This window comes from Halomonas sp. MCCC 1A13316, from assembly GCF_014931605.1.
In the GTDB taxonomy this organism is placed as follows: Bacteria; Pseudomonadota; Gammaproteobacteria; order Pseudomonadales; family Halomonadaceae; genus Halomonas.
The window spans coordinates 4,261,485-4,276,258 of record NZ_CP053382.1 but is presented as its reverse complement, the minus strand read 5'-3'; the positions used below and the strand labels follow the sequence as shown (position 1 = coordinate 4,276,258).

General features: G+C 66.8%; 16 protein-coding genes and 1 pseudogene. 4 read left to right on the top strand and 13 right to left on the bottom strand.

All coding sequences use genetic code 11. From position 1 onward, the window contains the following. Nucleotides 1-37: 37 nt before the first annotated feature. The gene (gene thiD / locus HNO52_RS19910; protein ID WP_197566888.1) at nt 38-850 is read right to left on the bottom strand and encodes a bifunctional hydroxymethylpyrimidine kinase/phosphomethylpyrimidine kinase; all 813 of its coding nucleotides are present in this window, start codon (nt 848-850) and stop codon (nt 38-40) included. 41 nt (nt 851-891) lie between these two features. Here thiD and HNO52_RS19905 point away from each other — a divergent pair, with 41 nt between their 5' ends. Next, entirely contained in the window at nt 892-1,323 is a 432-nt protein-coding gene (locus HNO52_RS19905) for a YqaA family protein (RefSeq protein WP_197566887.1), read from the top strand. Nucleotides 1,324-1,363: 40 nt separating this feature from the next. On the opposite strand, the gene HNO52_RS19900 is transcribed toward HNO52_RS19905, so the two are convergent. The 5 genes from HNO52_RS19900 to HNO52_RS19880 form a co-directional block, all read right to left on the bottom strand. Then, on the bottom strand, nt 1,364-2,767 hold the full coding sequence (locus HNO52_RS19900; RefSeq protein ID WP_197569320.1) for a TRAP transporter large permease: 1,404 nt from the start codon (nt 2,765-2,767) through the stop codon (nt 1,364-1,366). Between the two features lie 10 nt (nt 2,768-2,777). Further along, nucleotides 2,778-3,326, bottom strand: a complete 549-nt coding sequence (locus HNO52_RS19895) for a TRAP transporter small permease subunit (protein ID WP_197566886.1) — start codon at nt 3,324-3,326, stop codon at nt 2,778-2,780. A gap of 122 nt (nt 3,327-3,448) precedes the next feature. Then, on the bottom strand, nt 3,449-4,204 hold the full coding sequence (locus tag HNO52_RS19890) for an endonuclease/exonuclease/phosphatase family protein (protein ID WP_197569319.1): 756 nt from the start codon (nt 4,202-4,204) through the stop codon (nt 3,449-3,451). Nucleotides 4,205-4,287: 83 nt separating this feature from the next. Beyond that, nucleotides 4,288-4,938, bottom strand: coding sequence for a thiol:disulfide interchange protein DsbA/DsbL (locus tag HNO52_RS19885; protein ID WP_232090409.1), 651 nt, complete (start codon nt 4,936-4,938; stop codon nt 4,288-4,290). A gap of 188 nt (nt 4,939-5,126) precedes the next feature. Then, entirely contained in the window at nt 5,127-5,747 is a 621-nt protein-coding gene (locus HNO52_RS19880; RefSeq protein ID WP_197566885.1) for a c-type cytochrome, read from the bottom strand. 260 nt (nt 5,748-6,007) lie between these two features. Between HNO52_RS19880 and yihA the strand changes: the two genes are divergently transcribed. Beyond that, the gene (gene yihA / locus HNO52_RS19875; protein ID WP_197566884.1) at nt 6,008-6,625 is read left to right on the top strand and encodes a ribosome biogenesis GTP-binding protein YihA/YsxC; all 618 of its coding nucleotides are present in this window, start codon (nt 6,008-6,010) and stop codon (nt 6,623-6,625) included. A gap of 8 nt (nt 6,626-6,633) precedes the next feature. Here yihA and HNO52_RS19870 read toward each other — a convergent pair whose 3' ends face one another. The 7 genes and pseudogenes from HNO52_RS19870 to argH all read right to left on the bottom strand — a co-directional run bounded on the left by HNO52_RS19870 (nt 6,634) and on the right by argH (nt 12,781). Then, nucleotides 6,634-7,395, bottom strand: coding sequence for an HAD family hydrolase (locus HNO52_RS19870; protein WP_197566883.1), 762 nt, complete (start codon nt 7,393-7,395; stop codon nt 6,634-6,636). Continuing rightward, the gene (locus HNO52_RS19865) at nt 7,392-8,306 is read right to left on the bottom strand and encodes a tyrosine recombinase XerC (RefSeq protein ID WP_197566882.1); all 915 of its coding nucleotides are present in this window, start codon (nt 8,304-8,306) and stop codon (nt 7,392-7,394) included. The genes HNO52_RS19870 and HNO52_RS19865 overlap by 4 nt, the downstream gene beginning before the upstream one ends. Continuing rightward, nucleotides 8,299-9,036: a DUF484 family protein gene (locus HNO52_RS19860; RefSeq protein WP_197566881.1), complete on the bottom strand. Its 738-nt coding sequence runs from the start codon at nt 9,034-9,036 to the stop codon at nt 8,299-8,301. Before HNO52_RS19860 ends, HNO52_RS19865 begins: the two co-directional genes overlap by 8 nt. A gap of 34 nt (nt 9,037-9,070) precedes the next feature. Then, nucleotides 9,071-9,904, bottom strand: a complete 834-nt coding sequence (gene dapF / locus HNO52_RS19855; protein ID WP_197566880.1) for a diaminopimelate epimerase — start codon at nt 9,902-9,904, stop codon at nt 9,071-9,073. Beyond that, nucleotides 9,904-11,196 (bottom strand): diaminopimelate decarboxylase, encoded by a 1,293-nt coding sequence (gene lysA / locus HNO52_RS19850; protein WP_197566879.1) that lies wholly within the window; start codon nt 11,194-11,196, stop codon nt 9,904-9,906. Before lysA ends, dapF begins: the two co-directional genes overlap by 1 nt. A gap of 59 nt (nt 11,197-11,255) precedes the next feature. Then, nucleotides 11,256-11,366 (bottom strand): annotated as a pseudogene (lptM, locus tag HNO52_RS19845) (LPS translocon maturation chaperone LptM); the annotation flags it as partial. Continuing rightward, nucleotides 11,363-12,781: an argininosuccinate lyase gene (gene argH, locus HNO52_RS19840; protein WP_197566877.1), complete on the bottom strand. Its 1,419-nt coding sequence runs from the start codon at nt 12,779-12,781 to the stop codon at nt 11,363-11,365. The gene argH and the pseudogene lptM, both read right to left, overlap by 4 nt. Before the next feature lie 256 nt (nt 12,782-13,037). Between argH and hemC the strand changes: the two genes are divergently transcribed. Continuing rightward, the gene (gene hemC / locus HNO52_RS19835; protein WP_197566876.1) at nt 13,038-13,976 is read left to right on the top strand and encodes a hydroxymethylbilane synthase; all 939 of its coding nucleotides are present in this window, start codon (nt 13,038-13,040) and stop codon (nt 13,974-13,976) included. Further along, on the top strand, nt 13,977-14,774 hold the full coding sequence (locus tag HNO52_RS19830; RefSeq protein WP_197566875.1) for a uroporphyrinogen-III synthase: 798 nt from the start codon (nt 13,977-13,979) through the stop codon (nt 14,772-14,774).

The following is a 14,774-nucleotide window of genomic DNA, read 5'->3' as shown; positions in this document are numbered from 1 at the left end:
CATGGGCGGCACCCGGAAAAGGCGCAAGGTCCGGTTGCTACCACCAGCGGTGGAAATGATGCACCGGGCCGTGGCCTTGGCCGACATCGAGCCGCCGGCTCTCGATCAGTGCCGCCTCGAGCCATTGCTTGGCCGCGGCGATCGCCTGCGGCAAGGTATCGCCCTGTGCCAGGTGGGCGGCAATGGCCGAAGAGAGCGAGCAGCCGGTACCGTGGAGATTCGAAGTCGCGATGCGGGTTCCTGCAAGCCATGTCGCCCGGCCGCTCTCGACCAGCAGGTCGGGGCAGTCCTCGTCATCCAGGTGTCCGCCCTTGAGCAGTACGGACTCGGCCCCCAGCCCCGCCAGCCCTGGCGCCATGGCCAGCATCTCGTCTCGGCTGGTGGCTGTCGGGGTCGCCAACAGCACCGCCGCCTCGGGCAGGTTGGGTGTGATCAGGTCGGCGAGCGGCACCAGGACTTCGCGTACCGCGGCAATGCCGGCATCGTCGACCAGGATGTCGCCGCTTTTGGCCACCATCACCGGATCGAGCACGATCCAGCGGGGGCGGCGCGACTGCAGGGCATCGCGGATGGTCTCGGCCACTTCGCGGCTGGCCACCATGCCGATCTTCACCGCATCGATCATCACGTCGTCGAGCAGGGTGTCGAGCTGCAGGCGGATGAATTCTACCGGCACCGGGTGCACGCCGCGTACGCCGCAGGTGTTCTGCGCGGTCAGCGCGGTGATGACACTGGTACCATAGGCGCCCAGCGCCGAGAAAGCCTTGAGGTCGGCCTGGATGCCGGCACCCCCGCTGGGGTCGGAGCCGGCGATGGTGAGAACGTTGGGGATAGGGCGGTCATCCATCATGGCGTCTCGTCCTGCAGGCAAAAAAGTGTATGGAGGCCCTGATGCTGAGTCTGTTCCTGGTGGCCTTCTTAAGCGCCACGCTGCTGCCGGGCGGCTCTGAGGTCTGGCTGGCGCGCCAGTGGTGCCTGGGCCAGCCGCTATTGGCAATGTGGCTGGTGGCCACCGCGGGCAATACCCTGGGTAGTCTGGTCAATGTCTGGCTGGGGCGCTACGCACGACACTTCGAGGACCGGCGCTGGTTCCCCGCCTCTCCCCAGGGCCTGGCCCGTGCCGAGCGCTGGTACGTTCGCTTCGGCGAGTGGAGCCTGCTGCTGTCCTGGGCACCACTGGTCGGCGACCCGCTCACCGTGCTCGCCGGCATCTTTCGCCTGCCCTGGTGGCGGGCCGTTCTGCTGATCGGCCTGGCCAAGGGAGCGCGCTACGCCTTGGTGCTGTATCTGGCCCAGGCGTGGCTGGCTCCCCTGTGTCAGTAGGCGCACCGGAACGGGCTGCAGCTGACCTGCCGCCCTGGCGTTACAGCAGTGAGGGCAGCCAGGTGGCCAGCCCCGGGAACAGCGCGAGAGCCACCAGCATACAAAGCTGCAACACGATGAACGGTATCACACCGCGATAGATGGCCGTGGTCGGCACCGTCTCCGGGGTCACGCCTCGCAGGTAGAACAGCGCGAAGCCGAACGGCGGCGTCAGGAACGAGGTCTGCAGGTTCACCGCGATCATGATGCCCAGCCAGATCGGATCGAGGCCCATCATCAACAGTACCGGCCCGACGATCGGCACCACCACGAAGGTAATCTCGATGAAGTCGAGAATGAAGCCGAGCAGGAAGATCACCAGCATCACCACCAGGGTGGCACCCACCACGCCGCCCGGCAGCGACTCGAACAGATGAGTGACCAGCTCCTCGCCGCCGTAGGCACGAAACACCAGCGAGAACAGCGTGGCGCCGATCAGGATCAGGAACACCATGCTGGTGACCTTGGCCGTGGTATGGACCACCTCGCGCAGCATCGCCAGGTTCAGCCGGCGGTTGGCCAGTGCCAGCAGCAACGCCCCCATGGCTCCCACCGCCGAGGCTTCGGTAGGCGTGGCGAAGCCGCCGAGGATCGAGCCCAGCACGGCGACGATCAGCAGCACGGGGGGCAGCAGCCCCTTGACCAGCAGCGGCAGGATAGAGCCGGTATGGCCAAGCTCCTGCTTGAGCGCTTCGCGATCGGCGGGCGGTGCGCTTTCCGGCTTCCACCAGGCCACGGCCAGCAGGTAGAGGACGTAGGCCACCACTAGCAGCAAGCCCGGTATCAGGGCACCGACGAACAGGTCGCCTACCGACACCGTCTTGGGGCTCCATACGCCCATGGCAAGCTGGGCTCGTTGGTAGGCGTTGGACAGCACGTCGCCCAGCAGCACCAGGGCGATGGAAGGCGGAATAATCTGGCCCAGCGTGCCGGTGGCGCAGATGGTGCCGGTGGCAAGCGCAGGCGAATAGCCACGTTTGAGCATCGTCGGCAGCGACAGCAGCCCCATGGTGACCACCGTGGCGCCGACGATGCCGGTAGAGGCGGCCAGCAGCATGCCGACCAGAATCACCGAGATGCCAAGCCCCCCACGCAGCGAGCCGAACAGCATCGCCATGGCATCGAGCAGCGTTTCGGCAACCCGCGACTTCTCCAGCAGCACGCCCATCAGCACGAACAGCGGCACGGCCAGCAGCGTCTGGTTGGTCATGATGCCATAGAGGCGATTGGGCATGGCGCCCAGCATGCTCGTCTCGAAGGGCACCGGCATGCCCATCTGTACGAGCAGGTGGCCGAGGCCGGCGAAGATCAGCGCGGTGCCGGCCAGCGACAGGGCGACCGGATAACCCAACATCAGCACCGCGCAAACGGTGAAGAACAGGAACAGCGGCATGAACTCGAACAAGGCTTCCACGTCAGACCACCTCGTCGTGATCGGGAGTGTTGCCCGGCGCCTTGCCGCGCAGGATCAGCACCTGGCGAATCACCTGTGCCACGCTCTGCACCAGCAGCAGGGCCATCATGACCAGGATCAGCGATTTGAGCAGGAAGACGCCGGGAATACCGCCGTCGGACGAGCGCTCGAGAATCGCCCAACTGCTGCTCACGTAGCCGAAGCTCGAGATGGCGATGAACAGCGTTACCGGAAACAGCAGCAGCAGCGTGCCCAGCAGATCGATCCAGGCGCGGCCGCGGGCGGAGAGCTTGCGGTAGAAGATGTCGACGCGGACATGCCCGTCGTGGCGCAGCGTCCAGGCGGCCCCGAGCATGAACACCGTGGCGTGCATGTACATGACCGACTCCTGCATGACGACGCTGTGCAGGCTGAAGACGTAGCGCATCACCACGATGGCGAACTGTACCGCCATCATGAGGATCACCAGCCAGGCGATGGAGCGGCCCACGACCTCGGTAAAGCCGTCGAGCCATGCGAGCAGGACCGGATCGCGGTTCGCGGTTTGCATGGTGGGGTCTCGTGTCGAAGCAATTCAGGGAACGCATCATCGCCGATTACGCGGCGGGCGTCATCCCCACGCCTCAACGCCCTCGCCACGTGAAAACAGGGCTGGGCGTTGCGATGAGGCAATTAGCGGCGCTGGTGTCGGCGCAACTCCTGAAGTATCTCCAGGCAACGGGAGGGCAATTCCACGTCGACCGCGATGGGCAGATGATCGGAGAACAGATGGTCGAGAACGCGCACGTCCCGGGCCTTGAGCGAACTGGAGATCAGGATGTGGTCCAGTGCGCGCCGTGGCTGCCAGGAGGGATAGCTGAGCAGCGGGCGTACCGGATGCAGCGGCAGCGAGGCGCAGAAGCGTGTGTGGGTATGCAACTGGTCCGGCGTGCAGTTGAGATCGCCCATGACGACGACGTGCTGAAGTGGCTGGATGATCTCGCTCAGGTAGTCGAGCTGGCGCACCCGGCCCCGGTGGCTCAGTGCCAGGTGGGCGACGAACAGGTGCAGTGCGTCGGGGCCGTCGCCATAGCGGGCATGGATGGCGCCGCGCCCGGGCAGGGTGCCAGGCAGGCGATGCTCTTCGATCTGGGTCGGGACGAGGCGCGACAACAGCCCATTGCTGTGCTGGGCGAAGCGTCCCAGGTTGCGGTTGAGCTGTTGGTAGTGATGCGGAAAACCGCCGCGCGTGGCCAGGTACTCGATCTGATTGACGTGGCTGGAGCGAAAGCTGCCGCCATCGACCTCCTGCAGGCCGACGATATCGAAGCGGCTCAGTACGTTGCTGACCATGGCCAGCCGCCGCACCCGCTGGGGGTGCGGCAGCAGGTGCTGCCAACTGCGGGTCAGGTAGTGATGATAGGCCGACGTCTGGATACCTACCTGCATGTTGAAGGTGAGCAGCTTGAGGTGCCCGCCTTCCAGGGTTGGGGTCCTGGCGTCGGCCAGATGCGAATGCTCGACGGTCACGATCAGTCTTCGCGCTCCTGGCGCACACGTTCGACCAGCGCGCCGGCGACCTGCGGCATGTTCTCGAGGCTGCCGGCGCTGCTCGGCGTCACCAGGTAGCGACCGTCGACGACCAATGCCGGCACCCCCATCAGGCGCATGGTACGCATGCGCGCGTTTGCCTTGTTGACCTGCGCCTTGACACCGAAGGCGTCCAGTGCCTGGTGCACCTCCTCCTCGCTGACGTCGTACTGGCTGAGAAAGCTGGCGATGCTATCGGCGTTGTTGAGACGCTCCCCTTCCTCATGGATGGCATGGAAAATGTCGTCATGGGCCTCCTCGCGAATGCCCAATTCCTCGGCGGCATAGAACATCACCGCATGGGTATTCCAATCGCCGCCCATGGTGGCCGGCATGCGGTTGAAGGCGACGTCGTCGGGTTGCTCGCCGACCCAAGCATTGAGCGGCTCCTCCAAGTTGTAACAGTGCGGGCAGCCGTACCAGAACACCTCGGTCACCTCGACCTGGCCTTCCCCGGCTTGAGTCTCGATAGGCTCGGGCAGCTTCTCGTAGTGCTGTCCCTCGACCAGGTTGTCGGCGACGGCCAGTGTCGCCAGGCCCAAGCCGGCGATGGCCAAGACGGCAGACTGAAGGATACGGAAGGGTTTGAACATGAACTAGGACTCCTTGGAAGATGGCCGGCATAGGTCGCGGCTGGACCCGCTTGACGTTTGCATCGAACACTTTGAGCGTGGATGCCGCTTACGGTTCCCGATCGATGGCGAGCGCAAAGACGGAGAAGGCGGCTCAGGGCCGCCTTCATTGCCGGCCGAGAGCCAACAATTGCCTGTCGTCGATGTGCTCAGTGCAGGCCGTTGATGTAATTGGCCACGGCTTCCATGTCGGTATCGCTCATCTTGGCGGCAATGTCGCCCATCATATTGCCGGGGTCATTGGTGCGCTCGCCGGCGGCGAATTTCTGCAGCGAGGAAACGATGTACTGCGGGATCTGGCCGGAAAGTGCCGGGTAGACAGCGGTATGGATGCCGGCGCCGCTGGGGCCGTGGCAGGCCGCACAGGCGGGGATGCCCTTGGCCATATCGCCGGCGCGATAGAGTTCCTGGCCACGCATCAGCGCCTCCTCGGCCGGGTCGGCCTGGCCGATGTTGGCGTCCTGCTCGGCAAAGTAGGCAGCCACGTCCCAGGCATCCTGGTCGGAGAAGTCATCAACCTGGCCGACCATCTCCGGCACCAGCCGGTCGCCATCGCGGATATCCATGATCTGCTTGGCCAGGTAGGTCATCTGCTGCCCGGCGATATGCGGGAAGGAGGGCGCGGAGCTGATGCCGTTCGGGCCATGGCAGGCCGCACAGCTTTGGGCTTTTTCGCGACCAGCGGCAGCGTCGGCGTCTGCTTCCAGGTCGGCGTGAGCGACGCCAACGGCGCCGAGGGTTATTGCCAGGCTTGCCAGTAACTTTCTCATCGCAGATTCACTATGCCGTTATGGATTATACCGGTACGCATTCCCGGGAGCTGCCCAGCCGTGCTGATACCAGGCCGGCCTTGCCCTGCTGCCGGAGCGCCGCTCGGGTCGGTCGCTGCCGGCTAGAGCACGATGCTACACTAGCGCGCCCCGGTCGCAGAAAAAAGACACCGCATTATAACGAAACAAGCCGGCATCGGAAATGCAGGGCATGTACCCGACGGTGCCCCCTTCGCTACCACCGGCAGGAAGTAGAGGCCATGACCCGAATGAACTACCAGAGCGCGCGCTTCCTGACCAGCGCGCCCACGCTTGCCCAGTGCCCGTCCGACGACGGCGCCGAGGTGGCCTTTGCCGGGCGTTCCAACGCCGGGAAGTCCAGCGCGATCAATACCTTGACCCGGCAGAAGGCGCTGGCACGCACCTCGCGCACTCCGGGGCGCACCCAACTGATCAATTTCTTCACCCTGGGCGACGACATGACCCGCCGTTTGGTCGACCTGCCCGGCTACGGCTATGCCAAGGTGCCGGAGGCGGTCAAGCTCGAATGGCAGCGCCACCTGGCCGAGTACCTGCACGGGCGCGGCTCCCTGCGCGGCCTGGTGTTGGTGATGGACGTGCGCCATCCGCTGACCGAGTTCGACCAGACGCTTCTGGGCTGGGCCGACGACCAGAACATGCCGGTGCATATCCTGCTGACCAAGGCCGACAAGCTGAAGTCCGGCGCGGCCAAGAGCGCCCTGCAGCAAGTGCGAAATCGCCTGCGGGAGTGGGAGGATATGGTGACGATCCAGCTGTTCTCGTCGCTCAAGCACGAGGGTATCGACGAAACCTGCGCTCGCCTTGATGCCTGGCTGGCCGGCCCCGAACCCGCCTAGCGTGACTCTCACTCCGGCGCTTTCTGGCCCAGCCGGCGCAGCAGTGCAGGCAGTTCGCGCACGTGATCGAGGCGATAAATGCCGGGCGGCAGGGGCAGGTCGTCGACGTGCGGTGAGATCCAGGCCACCTGCATGCCCAGCCGGCGTGCCGGTTCGACGTCCTCGCGCCAGGAGTCGCCAACGTGCAGAGCCCGGCTCGGCGCAGTGCCCAGCTGAGCCAGTGCCGCCAGGAAGGGGCGCGCGTCGGGTTTGGGGGCAAGCAGTTCACCGGCGGCGATGGCCACCGGGAAGTGCCGGCCGAGCGCCAGGCGCTGCACGTCCACGTTGCCGTTGGTGATACTGGCCAGGCGGTAATGTCGGCCGAGCTCCACCAGCAGCGCTTCGACCTCGGGATGCGGTGCGACCTGGTGACGCAGCTCCATGAAGCGTGCCATTGCCCTTCTGGCCCACTGCTCCGCCATGGCTGGATCAAGGCCATGCTCGCTCAGCAGTTCTCGCAGCGCCTGCTCGCGCAGCCAGGTGAAGTCGCCGCGGCGCAGCGGATGGGCTCGGGCCAACGCCCGGCGGCGCCGTTCGAAGCACTCCAGCGGGAACTGCTCCACAAAGCGCTGAGAGAAGGTGCGCCCGTTGCGTGACACCCATTCGTGCAGGGCTTCGTCGAGCCACTCGTAGTGGCCGGTCTCGGTGGCGACCATGACGCCGTGGTTGTCCCACAAGGTGTCGTCGAGGTCGAAGGTAATGGCCTCGAGGTGAAGAGTCTGGCGGGTCATGGCGTATCCGATTCGTTGCGGCGGCGGCGCGCGCGAGGATGCGCCGCATCGTAGCTGGCGGCCAGGTGCTGCCAGTCGAGCTTGGTGTAGACCTGGGTGGTGGCGAGGTTGGCATGCCCCAGCAGCTCCTGCACCGCGCGCAGGTCCTGGCTCGATTCCAGCAGGTGGCTGGCGAAGGAGTGGCGCAGCCGGTGCGGGTGCAGGTGCTCGGGCAGGCCGCGCCGACGGGCGACTTCGGTCATCCGCTTCTGGATGGCGCGATGGCCGAGCCGCTGGCCACGGTTGCCGACGAACAGCGCCGTCTCGGCGGGGGCGGCCAGCACCGAGCGATAGGCCAGCCAGGCCTCCAGCGCGCGCCGGGCACTGCGTCCCACCGGCACCTGGCGTGGCTTGCCGCCCTTGCCGAGGACCCGCACGCGGCGGCTGTCGAAGTCGCCGAGGTCGAGGCCGGCCAGCTCCGCCAGGCGCAGGCCGCTGGAGTAGAACAGCTCCAGCATGGCCTGGTCGCGCATCGCCAGCGGCGAGCCGTCGTGGGGCGTGTCGAGCAGCCGGGCGAGCTGGTCGACGTCCAGCGGCTTGGGCAGGTGGGCCGGCTGGCGTGGCGTCGGCACCAGCTCGGCGGGATTGTGGGTCAGGGTTCCCGCCTTCACCAGAAAGTTGCCGAAGTGTGAAATGGCCGCGCGCCGGCGGGCCAGGCTGCGTGGCGCCAGGCCGCGGCTGCGCTCGGCGCCGAGAAACCGGCGCACCAGGCCCACGTCCAGTTGGCCGGCGTCGAGGACGTCACGCGTCTCGAGGAACTCCGCCAACGCCTCGAGGTCGCGGCGGTAGGCGCTCAACGTCGCCGGGCTGGCGGTGGGCGCAAGTTGCGCCAGGCATGCGGCCAACTGCCGACGCAGAGGGCTGTCAGCCATGCTTCGGCGGGGTCTCATGGGTTGGCGGAGCATGGCGCAGCAGCAGCCGGGCCAGCACGTCGCCGAGGTACTCGGTGAACAGTGTGTCCATGCTGGCCCGGAAGTGATCGGGATCGGGACTGGCCAGTACCAGGAAGCCCATCGGCTCGCCCAGGGTCAGCCGAGCCAGGGCGCAGGAACCGGCCTGGCGCGGCGGCCGTACGTGGGGCAACAGGCGGCCCCAGTCAGTGGGCGTGAGCCGGGTGCAGCGGCTGCTACGACTGTCGAGCAGTGCGGCCAGGCGCACGCCGGCGTGCTCATCGAGAACATGGCGCGGCGGCTGGGGCGGCAGCGGTTCATGGTCGGTGAACTGGGCCGGGCACCACAGCGCCACGGCCGGGATCTGGAAATGCTCGGCCATCTGGGTGGCCAGCGCCTGTCCCAGGGCATCGGCATCTTCGGCCTCCAGCAGAGCCAGCACCAGCTCGCGGGTGCGGCGATACTGCACCTCGTTGTGACGCGCCGACTCCAGCAGCTGCTCGAGCCGCCATTCGGCCTGCTCGGCGCGACGGCGCAGATCGTAGACCAGGCGCTCCAGCAATGAAGTCGTACCATGGGCCTCGGGGTGGGGCACCTTGAGCTGCTGCAGCAGACCTTCTCGGCCAACGAAGAAGTCCGGATGGCGGGCCAGCCACTCGGCTACCCGGTCCGGATCGAGGGTCTTGCGCGGTTCGGGGACGGCTCGGGTCATGCTTGACTCCTTCGGTTCGGGTGTTCCCGGCAGGTCAGGCCAGGGCGATGCGTCCCTCGAAGACGCGCTCGGCAGGGCCGGTCATCAGCAGCGGGGCATCGCCACCGGGCCAATCGATGCTCAGGTCGCCGCCGCGCAGGTGCACCGTGACGGGATTCTCCAACAGGCCCTGTCGCATGCCGCTGGCCACGGCGGCACAGGCACCGGTGCCGCAGGCCAGGGTCTCGCCGCTGCCGCGTTCGAAGACACGCAGGCGAATCTCGTGGGGCGAGATCACCTGCATGAAGCCGACGTTGACCCGCCGCGGAAAGCGCGGGTGGTGTTCGAGCATTGGACCGAGGCGCTCGACCGGCGCCGTGTCGACACTGTCGACCCGCAGCACCGCGTGAGGGTTGCCCATCGAGACGGTACCGATTTCCACGGTTTCGCCGTCCACCTCGAGGCGGTGCAGCGGGCGGTCCTCGGCGGCATCGAAGGGCAGTGTCTCCGGGGCGAAGCGCGGAGTGCCCATGTCCACCGTCACCTGACCGTCTTCCTGCATCACCAGCGTCAACGGGCCGCCGGCGGTTTCGACATGAATCTCGCACTTGTGGGTAAGACGCTGGTCACGCACGAAGCGGGCGAAGCAGCGTGCGCCGTTACCGCAATTCTCCACCTCGCTGCCGTCGGCATTGTAGATGCGGTAGCGAAAATCCATCTCGGGGTCGCGGGGCGGCTCGACGACCAGTAGCTGGTCGAAGCCGATGCCGAAGCGACGATCGGCGAGCTGGCGGATCTGCTCGTCGCGCAGCCGTGCCCGCTGGGTGACCAGATCGACCACCATGAAGTCATTGCCGAGGCCATGCATCTTGGTGAAGTGCAGCAGCATCAGCGCTTTTCTCCGTCCTGTGCCGCCGCCGGTTCGGGCAGCAGCGACTCGCCCGCCCACAGCGACTCCACGCTCTCGCGGCGGCGCACGACGTGGAAGGTGTCGCCGTCGACCATGACCTCCGCGGGGCGTGGCCGGCTGTTGTAGTTCGAGGCCATGACGAAACCGTAGGCGCCGGCGGAGCGCACCGCCAGCAGGTCGCCGGCGCTGATCGCCAGTTCGCGATCCTTGCCCAGGAAGTCGCCCGTCTCGCACACCGGGCCGACCACGTCATAGGTGGCCTTCTCGCGCACATGCCGGGTATCCACCGGGATGATCGCCTGCCAGGCCTGATAGAGCGCGGGCCGGATCAGGTCGTTCATGCCCGCGTCGACGATGGCGAAGTTCTTGGTCTCGCCGGGCTTGAGGAACTCGACCCGGGTCAACAGCACGCCGGCATTGGCGGCGATCGAGCGGCCCGGTTCGAACAGCAGGGTCAGGCCGGTGCCGTGTTCCCACTGGGCCAGGCGCTCGAGCAGCGAGGCGGCGTAGTCGAAGGGTTGCGGCGGTCGCTCGCCGCGATAGGGCACGCCGAGCCCGCCGCCGAGGTCCAGGTGCTCGACCGTGATGCCGCGTTCGCGCAGCCGCTCGAGCAGCACCAGCAGGCGATCCAGGGCGTCGAGGAAAGGGGCGAGCTCGGTGAGCTGCGAGCCGATATGGCAATCCAGGCCGACGACCCTCACGCCCGGCAGGCGCGCGGCCAGCTCATAGACGGCCAGCGCCTCGTCCACCGGTATGCCGAACTTGTTGTCCTTGAGTCCGGTAGAGATGTAAGGATGGGTACCGGCGTCGACGTCGGGATTGACGCGCAGCGACACCGGCGCCACCTTGCCCAGCCGCTCGGCCACGGCGCTGAGGCGTTCGAGCTCGGGGCGCGACTCGACGTTGAAGCACTTGATGCCGACCTCGAGCGCACGGGCCATCTCGGCTTCCTGCTTGGCCACGCCGGAGAACACCACCTTGGCCGGATCGCCGCCGGCGGTCAGTACGCGTTCGAGTTCGCCCATTGATACGATGTCGAAACCGGCACCCAGGCGCGCCAGCAGGCCCAGCACCGCCAGGTTGGAGTTGGCCTTCACCGCGTAGCAGATCAGGTGGGGGTGGCTGCCCAGCGCTTCGGTATAGGCACGAAAGTGGCGCGTCAGGGTCGCCTTGGAGTAGACGTAGCAGGGCGTGCCGAGGTCGGCGGCTACCTGCGTCAACGGGACCTCCTCGCCGTAGAGCACGCCGTCGCGATATTCGAAGTGATCCATGTTCAGTTCGTGTCCTCGTCGTCGGCGTCGTTCTGCTCTTGCTGCCGGGTCGCGCTGTCGCCGTAGCGCTCCTCGGCGGCTTCGTCGCCGGGCAGGTAGAGCGGCCCTTTCTGGCCGCAGCCGGCCAGCAGCGCGAGCGTCAGCGCTGCCAGCGCCAGCGCCCGGCTCATGCCTCGCGCCCCAGCGCCGTCAGTGTCTCGCGGGCGCGCTGCGCAGCGGCGCGCACCTGATCCGGTGCGGTACCGCCGATATGGTTGCGCGCCGCCACCGAGCCCTCAAGGGTCAGCACTTCGAAGACATCGGCCTCGATCGTATCGGAGAACTGGCGCAGCTCGTCGAGGCTCATCTCGGAGAGATCCTTCTTCTCGCGCAGGCCGAAGGCCACCGACTGGCCGACGATCTCGTGAGCGTCGCGGAAGGCCACGCCGCGGCGCACCAGGTAGTCGGCGAGATCGGTGGCGGTGGAGAAGCCGCGGCGAGCCGCTTCATACATGCTCGCCTTGCGCGCCTCGATGGCGGGGACCATGTCGGCAAAGGCCTTGAGGCAGTCGCGCACCGTGTCGAGGGTATCGAACAGCGGCTCCTTGTCCTCCTGGTTGTCCTTGTTGTAGGCCAGTGGCTGCGACTTCATCAGCGTCAGCAGGCCCATCAGGTGACCGTAGACGCGCCCGGTCTTGCCGCGTACCAGCTCGGGCACGTCGGGGTTCTTCTTCTGCGGCATGATCGAGCTGCCGGTGCAGAAGCGGTCGGGCAGGTCGATGAAGTCGAACTGAGCGCTGGTCCATAGCACCAGTTCCTCGCTCATGCGCGACAAGTGCATCAGCAGAATGCTGGCGAAGCTGGTGAATTCGATGGCGAAGTCGCGATCGCTGACGGCGTCGAGCGAGTTCTCGGCGGGGCGCGAGAAGCCTAGCAGTTCGGCGGTGACGTGGCGGTCGATGGGGTAGGTGGTGCCGGCCAGCGCCGCGGCGCCCAGCGGCATCACGTTGACCCGGCGGCGGCAGTCGAGCAGGCGCTCGTGATCGCGGGCGAGCATCTCGTGCCAGGCCAGCAGATGGTGGCCGAATGTCACCGGCTGGGCGGTCTGCAGGTGAGTGAAACCGGGCATGATGGTGTCGGCCTCGCGCGCGGCGAGCTCGATCAATCCTTCGCGCAGTCGCTTGAGCTCCGCCTCGACCACGTCGATCTCGTCGCGCAGGAACAGGCGGATGTCGGTGGCCACCTGGTCGTTGCGCGAACGCCCCGTGTGCAGTTTCTTGCCGGTGATGCCGATCTTGTCGGTCAGGCGCGCCTCGATATTCATGTGCACGTCCTCGAGCTTCACCGACCACTGGAACTCGCCGCGCTCGATCTCGCCACGGATCTCGGTGAGGCCCGCGACGATGGCGTCGCGCTCGGCATCTGTCAGTACGCCCACCCGGGCCAGCATGGTGGCATGGGCGATGGAGCCCTGGATGTCCTGCAGGGCGAGGCGTCGGTCGAAATCGACCGAGGCGGTGAAACGTTCGACGAAGGCGTCGGTGGGTTCGCTGAAGCGACCGCCCCAGGACTGGTTGGTGCCGGGGGTTGCGGAACTAGTGCTCATCGGCGTGGGCATCCTGCGTGTTGCATGTTGTGGCGTTCTCGGAAGCCGCGTCGGCGGCATCATTCAGGTCTTGCAGTGTACCAGAGTCGGCGCAGGTGGCGAGGGGCGGCGGTAGTGGACGAAGCGCCCAATTTTTCCTGCTTCGCCCGGTGCTTTATGATGGGCGTCAATGACCGTCTACCGGCCCGTGACGGATAATGTTGCGGCGACGACCGCTGAGCAGGGGCCGCCCGGGCCCGCTGAATGGGAGAACCACGTGCGATCCAACACAACGCTGCGCATTGCCACCCGCAAGAGTCTGCTGGCCATGTGGCAGGCCGAACACGTTCGCGACCTGCTCATGGGCGAGCATCCTGGGCTCGAGGTGGAGTTGGTCGCTCTCTCCACCCGTGGCGACAAGATACTCGATACGCCGCTGGCGAAGATCGGCGGCAAGGGCCTGTTCGTCAAGGAGCTGGAGGAGGCGATCCTGGATGGTCGCGCCGATATCGCCGTGCACTCGATGAAGGACGTGCCCATGCATTTCCCCGAGGGCCTGGGATTGTCGGTGATCTTCGCCGGCGCCGAGCCCACCGACGCCTTCGTCTCGAACCACTATGGCTCGCTCGACGAGCTGCCCGAGGGCGCTCGCATCGGCACTTCGAGCCTGCGTCGCGGTCTGCAGATGCGCGAGCAGCGCCCCGATCTGGAGATACTCACCCTGCGCGGCAATGTCCAGACCCGCCTGGCCAAGCTCGATGCCGGTGAATTCGATGCCATCATCCTGGCCACCTCCGGGCTCAAGCGCCTGGGGCTTGGCGAGCGTATCAGCCAGGAGCTGCCACCCGAAGTGTGCCTGCCCGCCTGCGGCCAGGGCGCGCTGGGCATCGAGTGTCGCATCAGCGACCCGGAGCTGATTGCGCTGCTGGCGCCGCTGGACGACCCCATCACGGCGACTCGGGTGCGCGCCGAGCGGGCCATGAACACCCGCCTGGAAGGTGGCTGCCAGGTGCCCATCGGCGGCTATGCCGTGTTCGAGGATGACGGCCAGACCCTGTGGCTGCGGGCGCTGGTAGGTAACCCCGAGGGCACCGAAGTGCTGCGCGCCGAGGGGCGCGGTTCGATCCACGAGCCGGAGGCGCTGGGTGTACGAGTGGCGGAAGAGCTGCTGGAGCAGGGTGCCGGTGAAATCCTGGCGCAGGTCTACGGCGCCTGAATGGCTACCGGGCTTCCCGTCCTGATCTGCCGGCCGGGCGAGCGTGCCGCGGCCTTGGCGGCGGCCATCGAAGCCGCCGGCTTCCCGGTGGCGAATCTCGATGCCATGGCGCTGGAGGCGTTGCCGGAGGAGCCGGCGATGCGCCAGGCGTGGCTCGACTTCGATCACTTTCACAAGGTGGTGGTGGTGAGTCCCTTCGCCGCCGAGTGCCTCTACCAGGCGCTTGACCGCTACTGGCCGCAGCTGCCGCTGGGTACCGCCTGGTATGCGGTGGGGGCAGCCACGGCCGATACCTTGCATGAAAGGTTCGGTGCCAGGGTGCACCTGCCACCGGCCGCTGCCGGAGAAGACACCAGCGAGGCATTGCTGGAGCTCGCCTCGCTGCGTTCGCTCGAGGGCCAGCGCGTGCTGCTGGTGGCGGGCGAGGGCGGGCGTGAGATGCTGAGCGATACACTGCAGGCGCGCGGCGCGCGGGTCACGCGCGTGGCGCTCTACCGGCGGCGCCTGCGACCGCCGCCACCCGACCTGCAGCAGCGCCTCGTAAGGGGTGAGTACCGGGCGCTGGTAGTGAGTAGCGGAGAATTACTCGAACATCTGGCAAGATGGTGCACCAAGGCCACCTTGAACCAACCGTTAATCGTGTCCAGTCGTCGCTTGGCTACACTGGCCGACGACCTGGGGTTCCGCACACCCGTGGTGGCACCGGGAGCCACACCGGCGGCGCTTGCAGGCGCAGTGGCTGCGGCCTGTGACCAGGAGGATGCCGATGTCGATCAAGATGATCTCGAAAAGGGCTAG